We start from the raw sequence: 13,618 nt of genomic DNA on the forward strand, positions 1-13,618 counted from the left end.
GCTCGGGGCAAGCGCAACGATGCGCCAAGGAGTATCATGATTTCCGAACGCCTGCTTGGCCGTCTCCTGATTGCCTTCGCCGCTCTCGGCCTCGCTGCCGGACTGATCGCCTGGCAGGCCGGCCGGGAAGACTTGTCGACATGGATCTGGGGCCTCGCCACCGTTCCGGTGGTCGTCTCCCTCGCCGTCTCTATGACCCGTGACCTGCTCGCCGGCAGGATGGGCGTCGATGCCGTCGCCCTGCTCTCCATGTCTGCCGCCCTCGCCCTCGTGGAAACCCTTGCGGGCGTCGTGGTGGCGGTGATGTATGCCGGCGGCAACGTGCTGGAAGATTTCGCCGTCTCCCGCGCCGAGCGCAATCTAAAGAGCCTGACCGACCGGGCGCCGCGCACGGCGCACCGCTATGTCGAAGGGGCGCTGGAGGATATCGACGTGGATCTGGTCGCCGAACGCGACCGTCTCCTCGTCCGCACCGGCGAGGTCATCCCGGTCGACGGCGTCATCCTGGAGACCGGCGCGGACAGCACCGCAACGATCGACGAATCCGCTCTGACGGGCGAACCGATCCCGGTCGAACGCCATGCGGGCGAGCCGGTCAGAAGCGGTGCGGTCAATTCCGGCGACCCCTTCGACCTGCAGGCCACGGCGACGGCGAAGGACAGTACCTATGCCGGGATCGTCGCGATGGTCGCCGCCGCGCAGACGGCGCAGGCGCCGTTCATCCGCATGGCCGACCGTTTCGCCCTTCTCCTGCTGCCGCTTGCCGTCGTCGTCGCGGGCGGCGCCTGGCTTCTTTCCGGCGACCCGGTGCGTGGCCTCGCCGTGCTGGTCGTGGCAACGCCCTGCCCGCTGATCCTCGCCGCACCTGTCGCCTTTATCTCCGGCGTCTCTCTCGCCGCCCGCCGGGGTGTCCTGGTCAAAGGCGGAACGGCACTGGAAGCGCTGGCGCGGGCGCACACGATCCTCTTCGACAAGACGGGTACGCTGACCGTCGGAGGCGCCCGGCTGGTCGCGGTCGAAACCGCGCCCGGCGCGAGCCCCGACGACGTTCTCCGTCTCGCCGCCTGCCTGGAACAGGCCTCGCACCATGTCATCGCCCAGGCCATCGTCACCGCAGCCGAGTCCCGCGGCATGAAGCTGGTACCGCCGACCGACGTACGCGAGGAGCTCGGCTCCGGCCTCGCCGGCACGGTCGAGGGCAAACGGGTCGCGGCGGGAAGCCTGACCATGACCACCGGCGGCAACCAGCGCGCCGCCTGGGTGGATCGGGCACAACGGCGGGCCTCCTGGCGCTCCGCCCTCTCTGTCTTCGTCACCGTGGACGGGACGCTCGTCGGCGCCCTGCTGCTCGGCGACTCCCTCCGCCGCGAGGCGCCTCGCGCCGTTCGGGCCCTGCGCGAGGCGGGGATCGGACGGATCGTCATGGTCACAGGCGATCACGCGGACGCGGCCGAGACCATCGGCGCCGCGCTCGATCTCGATGCCGTGCTCGCCAACCGGGTGCCCGCCGACAAGGTCGACGCGGTCGAGTTCGAGAAGAAGCGCTATCCGACCTTGATGGTCGGCGACGGAATCAACGACGCGCCGGCATTGGCTGCGGCCGACATGGGCATTGCGATGGGCGCGCGCGGCGCCAGCGCAAGCTCGGAGGCCGCCGACGCGGTGGTCCTGATCGACCGTCTCGACAGGGTTGCCGACGCGCTCGCCATCGCCAAGCGCTCCCGCCGGATCGCGATGCAAAGCATTGTCGCCGGCATGATCATGTCCCTGGTGGCGATGGGCTTCGCCGCCGCCGGATACCTCACCCCCGTCGCCGGGGCGATTCTGCAGGAAGGGATCGATGTCGCGGTGATCCTGAATGCATTGCGGGCGCTGGTTCCGCCCGGGCTCGGAATGAAGCCGAGCCTGCCCGAAGAAGCGGCGCGCAAGCTACGCGAGGAGCACGAAGAAGTCGAAAGCTGGCTCGACCAGCTCCGGGCCCATGCCGACGCGCTGGACGACGCCGAAGGCGCCGAGGCGCTGGCCCATATCGCCGACGCCAACCGGATCATCAACGAGGATATCGTGCCGCACGAACGCGAGGACGAGGACAATGTCTATCCGCAGCTCGTGCCGCATCTCGGCAACGCCCACGGCCTCGCCGCGATGAGCCGGGCGCACCGGGAAATTCAGCATCTCGGGCGCCTGCTCGACCGGCTGGTAAGCGGCGTCGGCGAGGAGGACGCAGACCGCTACCTGATCCGCGACGCCCAGCGCATCATAGAGTCGGTCGACGCCCTGGTGCGCATCCACAATGCGCAGGAAGAGGATATCTTCGACTTCGCGGCGGGCTAGGCCGCCGCAGGAGACCCGAGGAAGGTATCGATCGGCGCCGGCTTGGCGAAGAGATAGCCCTGCAGGTAGTCGGCCCCAGCATCGCGCAGCAGGCCCGCTTCGGCTTCAGTTTCGACGCCCTCCGCGATCACCTCGATACTGTGTTCCTTCGCTATCGAGATCAGATGGCCGACGATCGACTGCTTCAGCGGGTCGCGATCGATGTTACGCACCAGGTCCATGTCGATTTTCACGAAATCGGGCCGCATCTCGTGGAGCAGGTTCAAGCCCGACCAGCCGGAGCCGATATCGTCGAGCGCGACCTTGAACCCCGCCTGCCGGTAAAATGCGAGAATACCCTTCAGATGATCCTTGTCCTGGATCCGGTGGGTCTCGGTTAGTTCGAAGGTAATGTCCGCCGGCTTCAGCCCGAGTTCCGCTACCGCCGAGGCCGTAGTGCGCAGACAATACGCGGGATCGTAGATGCTCGAGGGATTGAAATTCACGAAAATCCGACCGCGATAGCCGCTTTCCGCCGCCCGACGCACCGCGCAGGCCCGCGCCACGATATCCAACGAGAAAAGCAATCCCGCATGCTCGGCCAGGCTGAAGACATATCCGGGCGAAATACTGTTTCCGTCCTTGTCCCGCATACGGAACAGGCCCTCAAGGGCGAACGGGTTTTCCGACGAAGGCGACCGGGCGTCCACGATCGGCTGGTACCAGGTGTCGTAGAGCTCTTCCTCGATTGCCTCGACCAGCCACTGGCCCTTGACCCGGTTTACGAACACGTCGGCGCTCATCACCCGCATCATATCGAGCGGAGTTGGATCGGCGCCCGCGGTCGAGAGCACACGGGTCTCCTTCAATTCCTTCTTGTTGAGTTCCCCGAACAGCGCCGTCAGCACACCATCGACATCGTCACGTTCCACCGTCGCCTCGATGCAGTTGCCTCCGAGGTCGCTCGAGCCGATCTCACGGCGCCCAAACACAGAGGCGACGCGTGCATGCGACTCCGAGGTCGGCATGTAGAACCAGAACCGGGTCCGGCCGAAAATAATCTCATCGACATGTTCGCATTCTTGGCAGCGCATTGGGCAGCTCCTTTCCGGGAAGGAGTACGCAACGGCTCGGCACGTGGATCACCGGGAACCGGATCTGCCAGGGCACGCAACGGGTCGAACCGCATTATGTTTGCGATTTCAATATTTTATTAACCCGCTTCCCGCCTCGCGCGGGTCTCGCATGCAATGCTGCGGTGCACAAATTCATTGAGGTAGGTCAGCATTTCTGTATCATATGCGGTTACATATCGCCTTTTCCTGCGTCCCCGGACAAACATCCCGGAGGCGGAAGAGTGGGCGGGGGACATTTCCCGACATCAATCGAAATTTCAGAGAGATGCGCACCCATGCTGCAAGCGATGAAAATGCGTTTGTTTCCCGCGGATGATCACGGCGCCGATGGCAAGAAACTGTCCCCCGGCCAGATCAAGACGGACATCCTCTCCGGTCTCACCGTCGCCCTCGCGCTGGTGCCGGAAGCGGTCGCTTTCGCCTTCGTCGCCCACGTGCATCCGCTGGTCGGCCTCTATGCCGCCTTCATCGTCGGCCTGATCACCGCCGTGTTCGGCGGCCGGCCGGGCATGATCTCCGGCGCGACCGGCGCGCTCGCCGTCGTCATGGTCGATCTCGTGACCCGGCACGGCGTCGAGTACCTCTTCGCCACGGTGGTGCTGATGGGACTGCTGCAGCTCTTCGCCGGCGCGATGCGCTGGGGCAAATTCATCCGCATGGTGCCGCACCCGGTGATGCTCGGCTTCGTGAACGGGCTTGCGATCGTGATCTTCCTGGCCCAGCTCGGCCAGTTCAAGGTGAAGACGCCAGAAGGCGGAACCGCCTGGATGAGCGGCGAGCCGCTCTATCTGATGCTCGGTTTCACCGCCGTGACGATGGCGCTGATCTATGTCGTGCCGCGGATCACCAAGTTCATTCCGGCGCCGCTCGCCGCCGTGGGCATCGTCTCGCTGATCGTCATCGGCTTCGATCTCGACCTGCCGCGCGTCGGCGACCTCGCGAGCATCGAGGGTGGCCTGCCGCTCTTCCACATCCCGACGGTGCCGCTAACGCTCGAGACTTTCGAAATCATCCTGCCCTACTCGCTGATCCTCGCCGCCATCGGCCTGATCGAGAGCCTGCTGACCCTGAACGTCGTCGCCGACATGACCGAGACCAAGGGCGGCGCCTCCAGGGAGTGTCTCGCCCAGGGCATGGCCAACACCGTGACCGGATTCTTCGGCGGCATGGGCGGCTGCGCCATGATCGGGCAGAGCGTGATCAACGTGAAATCCGGCGGCCGCACCCGGCTCTCCGGCATTTCCGCCGCGCTCTTCCTCTTGAGCTTCATCCTCTTCGCCTCCAGCCTGATCGAGCAGATCCCGCTCGCGGCCCTGGTCGGCGTGATGTTCATGGTGGTGATCGGCACCTTCGCCTGGCGCAGCCTGACCATTATGCGCCGGATCCCGCGCAAGGATGCGCTGCTGATCGTGCTCGTCACCATCGTCACGGTCTTCACCGACCTCGCCATCGCGGTCGTCGTCGGTGTGATCCTGGCGGCCCTGTTCTACGCCTGGAACGCCGCCACCCGGATGCATGCCGTTTCCGGCATCGACGTCTCGGGCGCAAAGATCTACAGCCTCGACGGGCCTCTCTTCTTCGGCTCGACCGAGAGCTTCCTCGCCCAGTTCACGCCGAAGGACGATCCGGACCGAGTGGTGATCGATTTCATGAACTCACGGGTGGTCGACCATTCCGGCCTGCAGGCGATCGAGAGCCTGGCCAAACGTTATGACGAGCTCGGCAAGCGGCTGCAGCTCCGGCATCTGAGCCGCGACTGCAAGGCGCTGCTCGGCAAGGCGGGCCAGCTCGTGGAAGAGCGCGACGACGAGGATCCGGTCTACGGTGTCGCGAGCGACTACGATCTTCGCGTCGGTCAGGTCGGCACGGGGCACTAGGCCCCGCACACCATCCTGGATCAGCCGGTTCCGGATATCCGCGGCATCCGGGGACGCCCGACGATCTCCTCGATCGCACGTCCGATAGACAACGCATGCGCGTCCATACCTCGGCGGCAGAGTACCTGGAGGCCGACGGGAAGGTCCGAGCCGAACTGCTGGATCGGCACCGAGATGCCGCACATGCCCCAGAGATTGCCCGGCTGCGTGTTGCGGGAGGCGGCCATGCCCCTCGCCCCGCCTTCTTTGTCCTTCAAAGACTCCGCCGGCAGCGCCACCATCGGGGTGGCCGGCGAGATCAGTCCGTCGAACGGCTTCACGGCCTCGTCGGCAAGCCGCTTCAACGTCTCGTGCCGGCGCAGGGCCAATGCATAATCCACCCCCGAAACGTCGAGCCCCACCGAGGCACGGGCGGCGGTGACACTGTCCATGCCGCCGCGCCCGGCCATGAAACGATCGACGCCCAGGCTCGCGAGGATCTCCGTACCGACGATCGGCGGAAAGATCGTCTCCCGCTCTTTCGGATCCGGCAGGTCGCCCGAATTGAGCTCGACAATCGTGACGCCCGCTTCCGAGAGCGCGCGCAGCGCCAGATCCATGCATTTCTCGACCTCAGGATCGAGATCCTCGAAGAAGAAGTCCCGCAACAGCCCCAGCCGAAGCGAGCCGGGAGAAACGGTATCGGGCACGGGTGTTTCCATGGTCACGGCGTGCACGATCGCCGCATCCGTTGCCGACCGGCAGAGCGGCCCGACAGTGTCGAGCGTCGGCGAGAGCGGGAAGACACCGTCGGTCGGGATCAGTCCGATGCTGGTCTTGAGCCCGAAAAGACCGCATAGCGCGGCCGGGATTCGGATCGATCCCCCCGTATCGGAGCCGAGCGCGAATGCGCACATGCCGGCAGCCGTCGCCGCGGCCGAGCCGCTGGAGGAGCCGCCCGGAATGCGCTGCGTTTCCAGATCCCACGGGTTCCACGGCGTGCCCCGCGCTTCGTTCTGCCCGGTCGCGCCGAGCGCGAATTCCACGGTTTTGGTCTTGCCGAGAATGACGGCGCCCGCTTTCTTCAGGCGCTGGACATAGGTGCCTTCGGAGCCGGTGATCTCCGCAGACTCGATCAGCGAGCCGTTGGTGGTCGGCATGCCGTCCACCGCGTAGATATCCTTGACCCCGAACGGAACCCCCATCAGTGGCCCGAGATCGGTTCCGGCGCGCAGCAGGCCGTCCATCGCCTGCGCGGTCTGCAATGCGGTTTCCGGCGCGACATGCTGGAAGGCGCCGATCTTGCCGTCGAGCGCGTCGATCCTCTCGAGACAGGCCAGCGTCACCGCCTCGCTGCTCGTCCGCCCCGCCCGAAGGTCCTCCGCGAAAGCCGCGATGCCTCCGGCCTCGAACGGATCGTCCGGTATTCTCGCCATGATCCTGATCCCCTGCCTGCCACATTCCTGTTCGATTTACCCGACAGACTAGCGCTCATTCGCGGCTCCACAATAGCGCCGTCATGGCACGACCACCCTGCATGCCGCAGCGGTTTTGCCGTCGCTCTCCCAATCCGTGCTATCGCTGGGGCATGTGAGCCGCTATATCCTTCACAGTTCATGCAATTGGAAAGCCTGGGCGAACAATGATCACCACACATTCCGCACTGATTTACGCCATGGTCCTCAGCGCAGCCGCCGACGGCAGCGTCGATGACGAGGAACTGGAGACGATCAGCGAAATCATCAACGTGCTGCCGATCTTCCAGGATTTCGAGATCGGCAATTTCGGCCAGATCGCCGGCTCCGCGATCGACCTGCTGAGCGAGGCGGACGGGCTCGACGCCGCGGTCGACCAGATCAAGCGGACGCTGCCGGAGAATCTCGGACCGACGGCCTATGCCCTGGCCTGCGACGTGGTCGCGGCCGACGGTACCGCCACGCAGGAAGAGTTACGCTTTCTTGAGATCCTGCGCCACGAGCTGAATGTCGACCGGCTGACGGCCGCCGCCATCGAACGCGGCTCCGCCGCACGCTACGCGCGCCCCTGAGCCGGAGGGCCGAGCAATGTCGGCCCAGAAGCCGCTCGACGGTCGCCGTATCGGTCTTGTCGGACTCGGGCGCCGCGGTCTCGCGGTTGCCCGCAAGCTGACCGAGAGCGGTGCGCGCCTGCATGTCTGGACGCAGAACACCGCCAAGGCTGTCGGACTGGCGGAAGCGCATCCCCTCATCGAGGTCGAACCCTGCCCGCGGGACGTCGCCCGCTATACCGAAGCAACCCTCGTCGCCGTCAATAACGACAGCGCGCTGGAGCGGGTGGTGTTCGATCCAGACGAGGATCGCTACGGTGCCCTGCACGGCACCCCTCCCGAGGGCCTGATCGTCGATATCGGCGAAACGACTCCGCAATCCACGCGGAATTTTGCCGACAGGGTGCGGCAGAGCGGGCGAATCTGGATCGATGCGCCGATCACCGAAGCGGCGCTCGGCGGCACGCTCTCAGCCGGCGGCACCGACATGGCCTTCGCGCGGATCTGGCCGGTCCTGCGTGTTCTCGCGGCAAAGGCACTGCATGCCGGTCCGGTCGGCGCCGGACAGGCGATCCGAACCTGCAGCGCGGCGATCCACGGACAGATGGTCCAGGCCCTCGCGGAAGGCCTCGCGCTCGCCGCCGCCTCCGGCGTCGAGGCCGAAGCCCTTCTTGCCGCTCTCGCCGACAGCGCCGTCGGCGGCGCGGTGCTGAACGAGACCGGCAGGCGGATGGCGGACAGGGAATTTCGCGCCGGCCGGACGGTCCGGATGCAGGCCGCGCTGACCGACCAGGCCGAGGCCCTCGCCGGAGCGGCAGGCTTGTCCCTCGGCGGTCTTAAGAGCAACGCCGCTCACTGGAACGCACTGGTCGAGAACGGACAGGGCGACCTCGATATTTCCTCGCTGATCCTCGAAATCGCTGAAAATCCAAAGGACCCGGAATGAGCACGATCGACGCCGTCCTGTTCGATGTCGGCAACGTCCTTCTAGAGTGGAACCCGCGCCATCTCTACAGGCAGGTCTTTCGCACTTCCGACGGCGCACCGGACGAGGAGCGTATCGAGTGGTTCCTCGCGAACATCTGCACCACGCCGTGGCATGTCCGGCACGATCTCGGCCGCTCGCCGGAGGATCAGACCGCCGAACTGGTGGCCCGGCACCCGGAGCACAAGGCTGAGATCGAAGCCTTCTATGGCCGGTTCCAGGAAATGATCCCCGGTCCGCTGGAAGATATCGTCGCGGCCAAGGCGGCGATGAAAGCGGCCGGACGGCGGATCTACGGCCTCACCAATTTCGGCGCCGAGACCTTCCGCGACACCCGCGAGCGCTTCCCCTTCCTGAAGGCATTCGACGATGTCGTGGTGTCCGGCGAGGAAGGCGTGATCAAACCCGATCCGCGGATCTTCGAACTCTGCGTCGAGCGCTTCGGGCTTGCGCCGGAGCGCACTCTCTTCATCGACGATTCCGAACGCAATATCGAAGCCGCAAGAGCCCTCGGCTTCGAGGTTCATCACTTCGAGGGTCCCGACGGTTGCCTGGACCGCCTGAAACGGGATGGCCTGATCAGGTAGGCACGTGGCTCGTGCGGGTATTCCAATCCGAATTGTCCGGCTAGAGTAGCAGCCATGCCATTTGATCCTGAGACCCTTGTCGCCATTGCCGCGACCTTCTTCCTGGCGGGCACGGTCAAGGGCGTGATCGGCCTCGGGCTTCCGACAGTGTCACTCGGCGTGCTGACCGTACTCATCGACCTGCCGAGCGCCATGGCGCTGATCATCGTTCCCGGCTTCGTCACCAATGTCTGGCAGGCGACCGTCGGCGGACATGGCCGCGCGCTTATCCGCCGGATCTGGCCGTTCCTGCTCACGGCCACGGTCGGAATTTGGCCCGGAGCCATGGTCATCGGTCTTGTCGATGTCAATTTATTGTCCGGGTTGCTGGGCCTCCTCCTGATTGCCTATGCCGCGACCGCGCTATTCGGGCTGAGCCTGACCCTTACCGAACGGCAGTCCCGCACTGCGGGGCCCCTCTTCGGCATTCCCAATGGCATCCTGACCGGTATGACAGGGTCCTTCATGGTGCCGGGCGTTCTTTACCTGCAGGGACTCGGCCTCGGACGGGACGCCTTGGTTCAGGCCATGGGCATGCTGTTCATGCTTTCGAATGTCGGGCTCGCAGTGTCGCTTGGAGGCAGCGGCCTGCTGACAGCGGACCTCGGCACCGCGTCGGCCCTCGGCCTTATCCCGGCACTGCTCGGCATGGCGGCGGGACAGCGGCTGCGGCGCGGGCTTTCAGAAAAGCGCTTCCGACAACTCTTCTATGCCGGTGTTTCCCTGCTAGGCCTTTTCATTCTGCTGGAGGCAATCCGCTGAAAAGAAAAAACCCTCCAGAGAGGCCCTGGAGGGTTCTTTGCAGAAGTGTCTGAGCGCTTGGCTTAGAAGCCCATGCCGCCCATGTCCGGCATGCCGCCGCCCGGCATACCGCCCGGGGCCGCACCCTTCGGTTCCGGCTTCTCGGCGACCATCGCTTCGGTCGTGATCAGCAGACCGGCAACGGAACCGGCGTTCTGAAGCGCGGAGCGGACAACCTTGGCCGGATCGATGATGCCAGCCTTCACCAGGTTACCGAACTCACCCTTCTGAGCGTCGAAGCCCCAATCGCTGTCCTTGGACTCGAGCATCTTGCCGACGATGACCGCGCCGTCTTCACCGGCATTCTCGGCGATCTGACGGGCCGGAGCCTGAATCGCCTTGCGCACGATGTTGACGCCGATTTTCTGGTCTTCGTTCTCCGGCTTGATCTTGTCCAGAGCCTTGACGGAGTAGAGCAGAGCGGTACCGCCACCCGGGACGATGCCTTCCTCGACCGCGGCGCGGGTCGCATGCATCGCGTCGTCGACACGATCCTTGCGCTCCTTCACCTCGACTTCGGTGGCCCCGCCGACGCGGATCACCGCGACGCCGCCGGCCAGCTTCGCGAGACGCTCCTGGAGCTTCTCACGGTCGTAGTCGGAGGAGGTTTCCTCGATCTGCGCCCGAATCTGACCGCAACGCGCTTCGATGTCGGCCTTTTCGCCAGCACCGTCGACAACGGTGGTCTCGTCCTTGGTGATCTGCACGCGCTTGGCGGTGCCGAGCATCTCGAGGGTAACGTTCTCAAGCTGGATGCCGAGGTCTTCGCTGACGACGGTACCACCGGTGAGGATGGCGATGTCTTCCAGCATGGCCTTACGGCGATCGCCGAAGCCCGGAGCCTTGACGGCAGCAACCTTCAGGCCGCCACGCAGCTTGTTGACGACGAGGGTCGCCAGCGCTTCGCCTTCGACGTCCTCAGCGATGATGAGGAGCGGCTTGCCGGACTGCACGACCTGCTCGAGAACCGGCAGCATAGCCTGCAGGTTGGAGAGCTTCTTCTCGTGCAGCAGGATGAACGGGCTTTCCAGCTCGCAGGTCATCTTGTCGGCGTTGGTGACGAAATACGGGGAGAGATAGCCGCGATCGAACTGCATGCCCTCGACGACGTCGAGCTCGGTGTGCAGGGACTTGGCTTCCTCGACCGTGATGACGCCCTCGTTGCCGACCTTCTCCATCGCCTTGGCGATCATTTCGCCGATTTCGGCTTCGCCGTTGGCAGAGATGGTACCGACCTGCGCGACCTCGTCGGAGGTGGAGATCTTCTTCGCGCGCTTCTCGATGTCGGCGACGACAGCTTCGATCGCCGTATCGATGCCGCGCTTCAGGTCCATCGGGTTCATGCCGGCGGCAACGGCCTTGGAGCCTTCACGCACGATGGCCTGAGCCAGAACGGTAGCAGTGGTGGTGCCGTCGCCGGCGATGTCATTCGCCTTGGAAGCAACCTCGCGCACCATCTGGGCGCCCATGTTTTCGAACTTGTCGGAAAGCTCGATTTCCTTGGCAACGGTCACGCCGTCCTTGGAGATGCGCGGGGCACCGAAGGACTTGTCGAGAACAACGTTGCGGCCTTTCGGGCCAAGGGTAACCTTGACGGCGTCCGCGAGCACGTCGACGCCGTGCAGCAGGCGGGTACGCGCGTCGGTACCGAATTTAACGTCTTTAGCAGCCATGATGGATCAGTCCTTTCTTAGCCTTCCAGAACGCCCATGATGTCGGACTCTTTCATGATCAGCAGCTCTTCGCCGTCGATCTTGACTTCCGTGCCCGACCATTTACCGAACAGAACCTTGTCGCCGGCCTTGACGTCGAGCGGCTGAACCTTGCCGGTCTCGTCGCGTGCGCCGGAACCGGCAGCGACGATTTCGCCCTGCATCGGCTTTTCCTTGGCGGAATCGGGAATAATGATGCCCCCGGCCGTCTTTTCCTCGCCTTCAGTGCGACGGACAACAACCCGGTCATGCAATGGCCTGAACTTCATGCCATAACCTCCGAAAAAATCGTCTGAGTGACGTTCTCTTTACTGAGTGCTCGCCTTGGCGAACCTACGTGTTAGCACTCACCAGCGGCGAGTGCTGACGATGTAGGGAAGCGCGGAACGGCTGTCAAGAAGTTGGCGGGCGAGTCGGGAAAAAATCTTGGCGGATCGCCGCGGCCGGGAGTCGGCTCTTTCCGGCTGCCTAGATGGGAATGCGGGGCGCGAACCGCAATTGGATTTCCCGGGAAACGACCGGAAAGCAGGGGACGAAAACTGGCAGCAATCGCACCATATTGCTGCTAATCATTTGATTTTATTTATTTATTGCGATTTCGCAGCGTTCTACAGCAGAATTCCGGAAGCCACAACCTACGGAGTTCATGCATGTCGATTGAGCCTGTCGTCCTTTTCGAACGCCGCGTCACCACCGCCGAGATCCTCTACCGCATGCCGGACCATCCGGATCTCCTGCAAAGCTTCATCTGGCAGACTCACGACGTCATTCCGAAATTCCCGAGGCTGAGGCGTTTCCTCGACCATTGGCGGGACCATATCGAGGCGCCGATCCATTCGATCCAGATCAGCGCCGGCTCGCTGACCGGAACGGCGAATTTCAATGCGGCCGAGGTCGAGTTCCGCTTTCACTGACCCCGCCCACGGGTGCGGCATCGCATCCATTTGACCTTCGCCGCGCCCGACGCCACATTCCGCCGGTTCAAAGATGCAAGCGGAGTGTGGCGTGACCGCGTCCAGTCAGCCCTATAGCCCGGCCCTGCCGGAACATGCAGCAACCGACCGCCCGGTCGCCATCTGGCTATCCGGCGTCGCCGTCATGGTGTTTCTGATGATCGTCATTGGCGGCATCACCCGACTGACGGAATCCGGTCTTTCCATGGCCGAATGGCGTCCCTTCATCGGCTGGATCCCGCCCCTCAGCGAAAAGGAATGGTACCGGGTGTTCTCGATCTACCAGGACACACCCGAGTTCCAGAAGGTCAATTCCTGGATGACCATCGAGGATTTCAAAGAGATCTTCTTCTGGGAGTATCTGCACCGGGTCTGGGGCCGTCTGATCGGCATCGCCTTCGCGTTGCCTTTTCTCGTGCTCGCACTGACCGGAAAGATCCGCCGCGCGCTCTATCCCCGTCTCGGATTCCTCTTCCTGTTGGGTGCCCTGCAAGGGGTCATCGGCTGGTGGATGGTCAAAAGCGGATTGGTCGACAACCCGGCGGTCAGCCAATACCGGCTTGCGATCCATCTGAGCGTCGCTTTCATCATTCTCGGCGCCTTGATCTGGACCGTGCTCCAGCTGCAGCGGATTTCCGACGAACCGGACCGACGGTTACGCAGACATGCGATGGCCGCTCTGCATCTGATTGCGCTTACGGTGGTCGCCGGGGCCTTCGTCGCGGGTCTCGACGCCGGCCTCATCTACAACACCTTTCCCCTGATGGACGGCCATATCGTCCCGCCCGACTATGCCTATGCCGAGCCGTTCTGGATCAACATCTTCGAGAACCCGGCGACGGTACAGTTCCATCATCGGGTCGTCGCCATCGTCACTTACGCGGTCATCGTCTGGCTACTCGTACGGGCGATACGCTCCGAGACGATCCGCCCACGCACGCGGCTGTCGGTTCACACTCTTGCCGGGATGGCTTCGATACAGGTTGCCCTGGGGATTTCGACTTTGCTGGCGCAGGTCCCGGTTTCGCTAGGAGCGGCACACCAAGGTGGCGCCGCCCTGACGTTTGCAGCTGCATTTTGGGTATTGTTCGAGACCAGCGGCGCGCGCACTCGATCAAGCTGAGCTGCACAGAGCAGACTTGGCCGCCCTCTCGCAGCGACCCGACGCGGACAATCAGGTCACCAGGCCTTCGGAGCATTCAATCGCAGC

General features: G+C 64.1%; 12 protein-coding genes. 8 read left to right on the forward strand and 4 right to left on the reverse strand.

The genetic code is table 11. The features are described from left to right. Positions 1-36 precede the first annotated feature (36 nt). A complete protein-coding gene (locus NUH88_RS08080; RefSeq protein WP_257771267.1) occupies positions 37-2,334 on the forward strand; it encodes a heavy metal translocating P-type ATPase in 2,298 nt (765 codons plus the stop codon). Here NUH88_RS08080 and NUH88_RS08085 read toward each other — a convergent pair. Beyond that, on the reverse strand, positions 2,331-3,407 hold the full coding sequence (locus NUH88_RS08085) for an EAL domain-containing protein (protein ID WP_257771268.1): 1,077 nt from the start codon (positions 3,405-3,407) through the stop codon (positions 2,331-2,333). The genes NUH88_RS08080 and NUH88_RS08085 overlap by 4 nt on opposite strands. A gap of 335 nt (positions 3,408-3,742) precedes the next feature. Between NUH88_RS08085 and NUH88_RS08090 the strand changes: the two genes are divergently transcribed. Then, entirely contained in the window at positions 3,743-5,326 is a 1,584-nt protein-coding gene (locus NUH88_RS08090) for a SulP family inorganic anion transporter (protein WP_257771269.1), read from the forward strand. Positions 5,327-5,346: 20 nt separating this feature from the next. Here NUH88_RS08090 and NUH88_RS08095 read toward each other — a convergent pair whose 3' ends face one another. Continuing rightward, entirely contained in the window at positions 5,347-6,741 is a 1,395-nt protein-coding gene (locus NUH88_RS08095; protein ID WP_257771270.1) for an amidase, read from the reverse strand. A 206-nt stretch (positions 6,742-6,947) separates the two neighbouring features. Here NUH88_RS08095 and NUH88_RS08100 point away from each other — a divergent pair, with 206 nt between their 5' ends. The 4 genes from NUH88_RS08100 to NUH88_RS08115 are packed head-to-tail and all read left to right on the forward strand — an operon-like array spanning position 6,948 to position 9,704. Next, positions 6,948-7,352 carry a tellurite resistance TerB family protein gene (locus tag NUH88_RS08100; protein WP_257771271.1) on the forward strand — a complete coding sequence of 135 codons (405 nt, stop codon included), beginning with the start codon at positions 6,948-6,950 and terminating at the stop codon, positions 7,350-7,352. 16 nt (positions 7,353-7,368) lie between these two features. After that, positions 7,369-8,277 carry an NAD(P)-dependent oxidoreductase gene (locus NUH88_RS08105; protein ID WP_257771272.1) on the forward strand — a complete coding sequence of 303 codons (909 nt, stop codon included), beginning with the start codon at positions 7,369-7,371 and terminating at the stop codon, positions 8,275-8,277. After that, the gene (locus tag NUH88_RS08110) at positions 8,274-8,903 is read left to right on the forward strand and encodes an HAD family hydrolase (RefSeq protein ID WP_257771273.1); all 630 of its coding nucleotides are present in this window, start codon (positions 8,274-8,276) and stop codon (positions 8,901-8,903) included. Before NUH88_RS08105 ends, NUH88_RS08110 begins: the two co-directional genes overlap by 4 nt. A 54-nt stretch (positions 8,904-8,957) precedes the next feature. Next, the gene (locus tag NUH88_RS08115) at positions 8,958-9,704 is read left to right on the forward strand and encodes a sulfite exporter TauE/SafE family protein (protein ID WP_257771274.1); all 747 of its coding nucleotides are present in this window, start codon (positions 8,958-8,960) and stop codon (positions 9,702-9,704) included. Between the two features lie 62 nt (positions 9,705-9,766). Here NUH88_RS08115 and groL read toward each other — a convergent pair whose 3' ends face one another. Both groL and groES read right to left on the reverse strand, forming a co-directional pair. Then, positions 9,767-11,416, reverse strand: coding sequence for a chaperonin GroEL (gene groL, locus NUH88_RS08120; protein ID WP_257771276.1), 1,650 nt, complete (start codon positions 11,414-11,416; stop codon positions 9,767-9,769). A gap of 17 nt (positions 11,417-11,433) precedes the next feature. Beyond that, positions 11,434-11,724, reverse strand: coding sequence for a co-chaperone GroES (gene groES / locus NUH88_RS08125; RefSeq protein WP_257771278.1), 291 nt, complete (start codon positions 11,722-11,724; stop codon positions 11,434-11,436). A 381-nt stretch (positions 11,725-12,105) separates the two neighbouring features. Between groES and NUH88_RS08130 the strand changes: the two genes are divergently transcribed. Together NUH88_RS08130 and NUH88_RS08135 are read left to right on the forward strand one after the other, a co-directional pair. Continuing rightward, entirely contained in the window at positions 12,106-12,369 is a 264-nt protein-coding gene (locus NUH88_RS08130; protein ID WP_257771280.1) for an usg protein, read from the forward strand. Positions 12,370-12,460: 91 nt separating this feature from the next. Continuing rightward, positions 12,461-13,531: a COX15/CtaA family protein gene (locus tag NUH88_RS08135; protein ID WP_257771282.1), complete on the forward strand. Its 1,071-nt coding sequence runs from the start codon at positions 12,461-12,463 to the stop codon at positions 13,529-13,531. Positions 13,532-13,618: the final 87 nt, after the last annotated feature.

It is taken from the genome of Nisaea acidiphila (genome assembly GCF_024662015.1).
In the GTDB taxonomy this organism is placed as follows: domain Bacteria; phylum Pseudomonadota; class Alphaproteobacteria; order Thalassobaculales; family Thalassobaculaceae; genus Nisaea; species Nisaea acidiphila.

Excerpts from the sequence above, each read along its gene's own strand:
- NUH88_RS08080 (WP_257771267.1), top strand. The coding sequence starts at position 37 with ATGATTTCCGAACGCCTGCTTGGCCGTCTCCTGATTGCCTTCGCCGCT.
- NUH88_RS08085 (WP_257771268.1), bottom strand. The coding sequence starts at position 3,407 with ATGCGCTGCCAAGAATGCGAACATGTCGATGAGATTATTTTCGGCCGG.
- NUH88_RS08090 (WP_257771269.1), top strand. The coding sequence starts at position 3,743 with ATGCGTTTGTTTCCCGCGGATGATCACGGCGCCGATGGCAAGAAACTG.
- NUH88_RS08095 (WP_257771270.1), bottom strand. The coding sequence starts at position 6,741 with ATGGCGAGAATACCGGACGATCCGTTCGAGGCCGGAGGCATCGCGGCT.
- NUH88_RS08100 (WP_257771271.1), top strand. The coding sequence starts at position 6,948 with ATGATCACCACACATTCCGCACTGATTTACGCCATGGTCCTCAGCGCA.
- NUH88_RS08105 (WP_257771272.1), top strand. The coding sequence starts at position 7,369 with ATGTCGGCCCAGAAGCCGCTCGACGGTCGCCGTATCGGTCTTGTCGGA.
- NUH88_RS08110 (WP_257771273.1), top strand. The coding sequence starts at position 8,274 with ATGAGCACGATCGACGCCGTCCTGTTCGATGTCGGCAACGTCCTTCTA.
- NUH88_RS08115 (WP_257771274.1), top strand. The coding sequence starts at position 8,958 with ATGCCATTTGATCCTGAGACCCTTGTCGCCATTGCCGCGACCTTCTTC.
- groL (WP_257771276.1), bottom strand. The coding sequence starts at position 11,416 with ATGGCTGCTAAAGACGTTAAATTCGGTACCGACGCGCGTACCCGCCTG.
- groES (WP_257771278.1), bottom strand. The coding sequence starts at position 11,724 with ATGAAGTTCAGGCCATTGCATGACCGGGTTGTTGTCCGTCGCACTGAA.
- NUH88_RS08130 (WP_257771280.1), top strand. The coding sequence starts at position 12,106 with ATGTCGATTGAGCCTGTCGTCCTTTTCGAACGCCGCGTCACCACCGCC.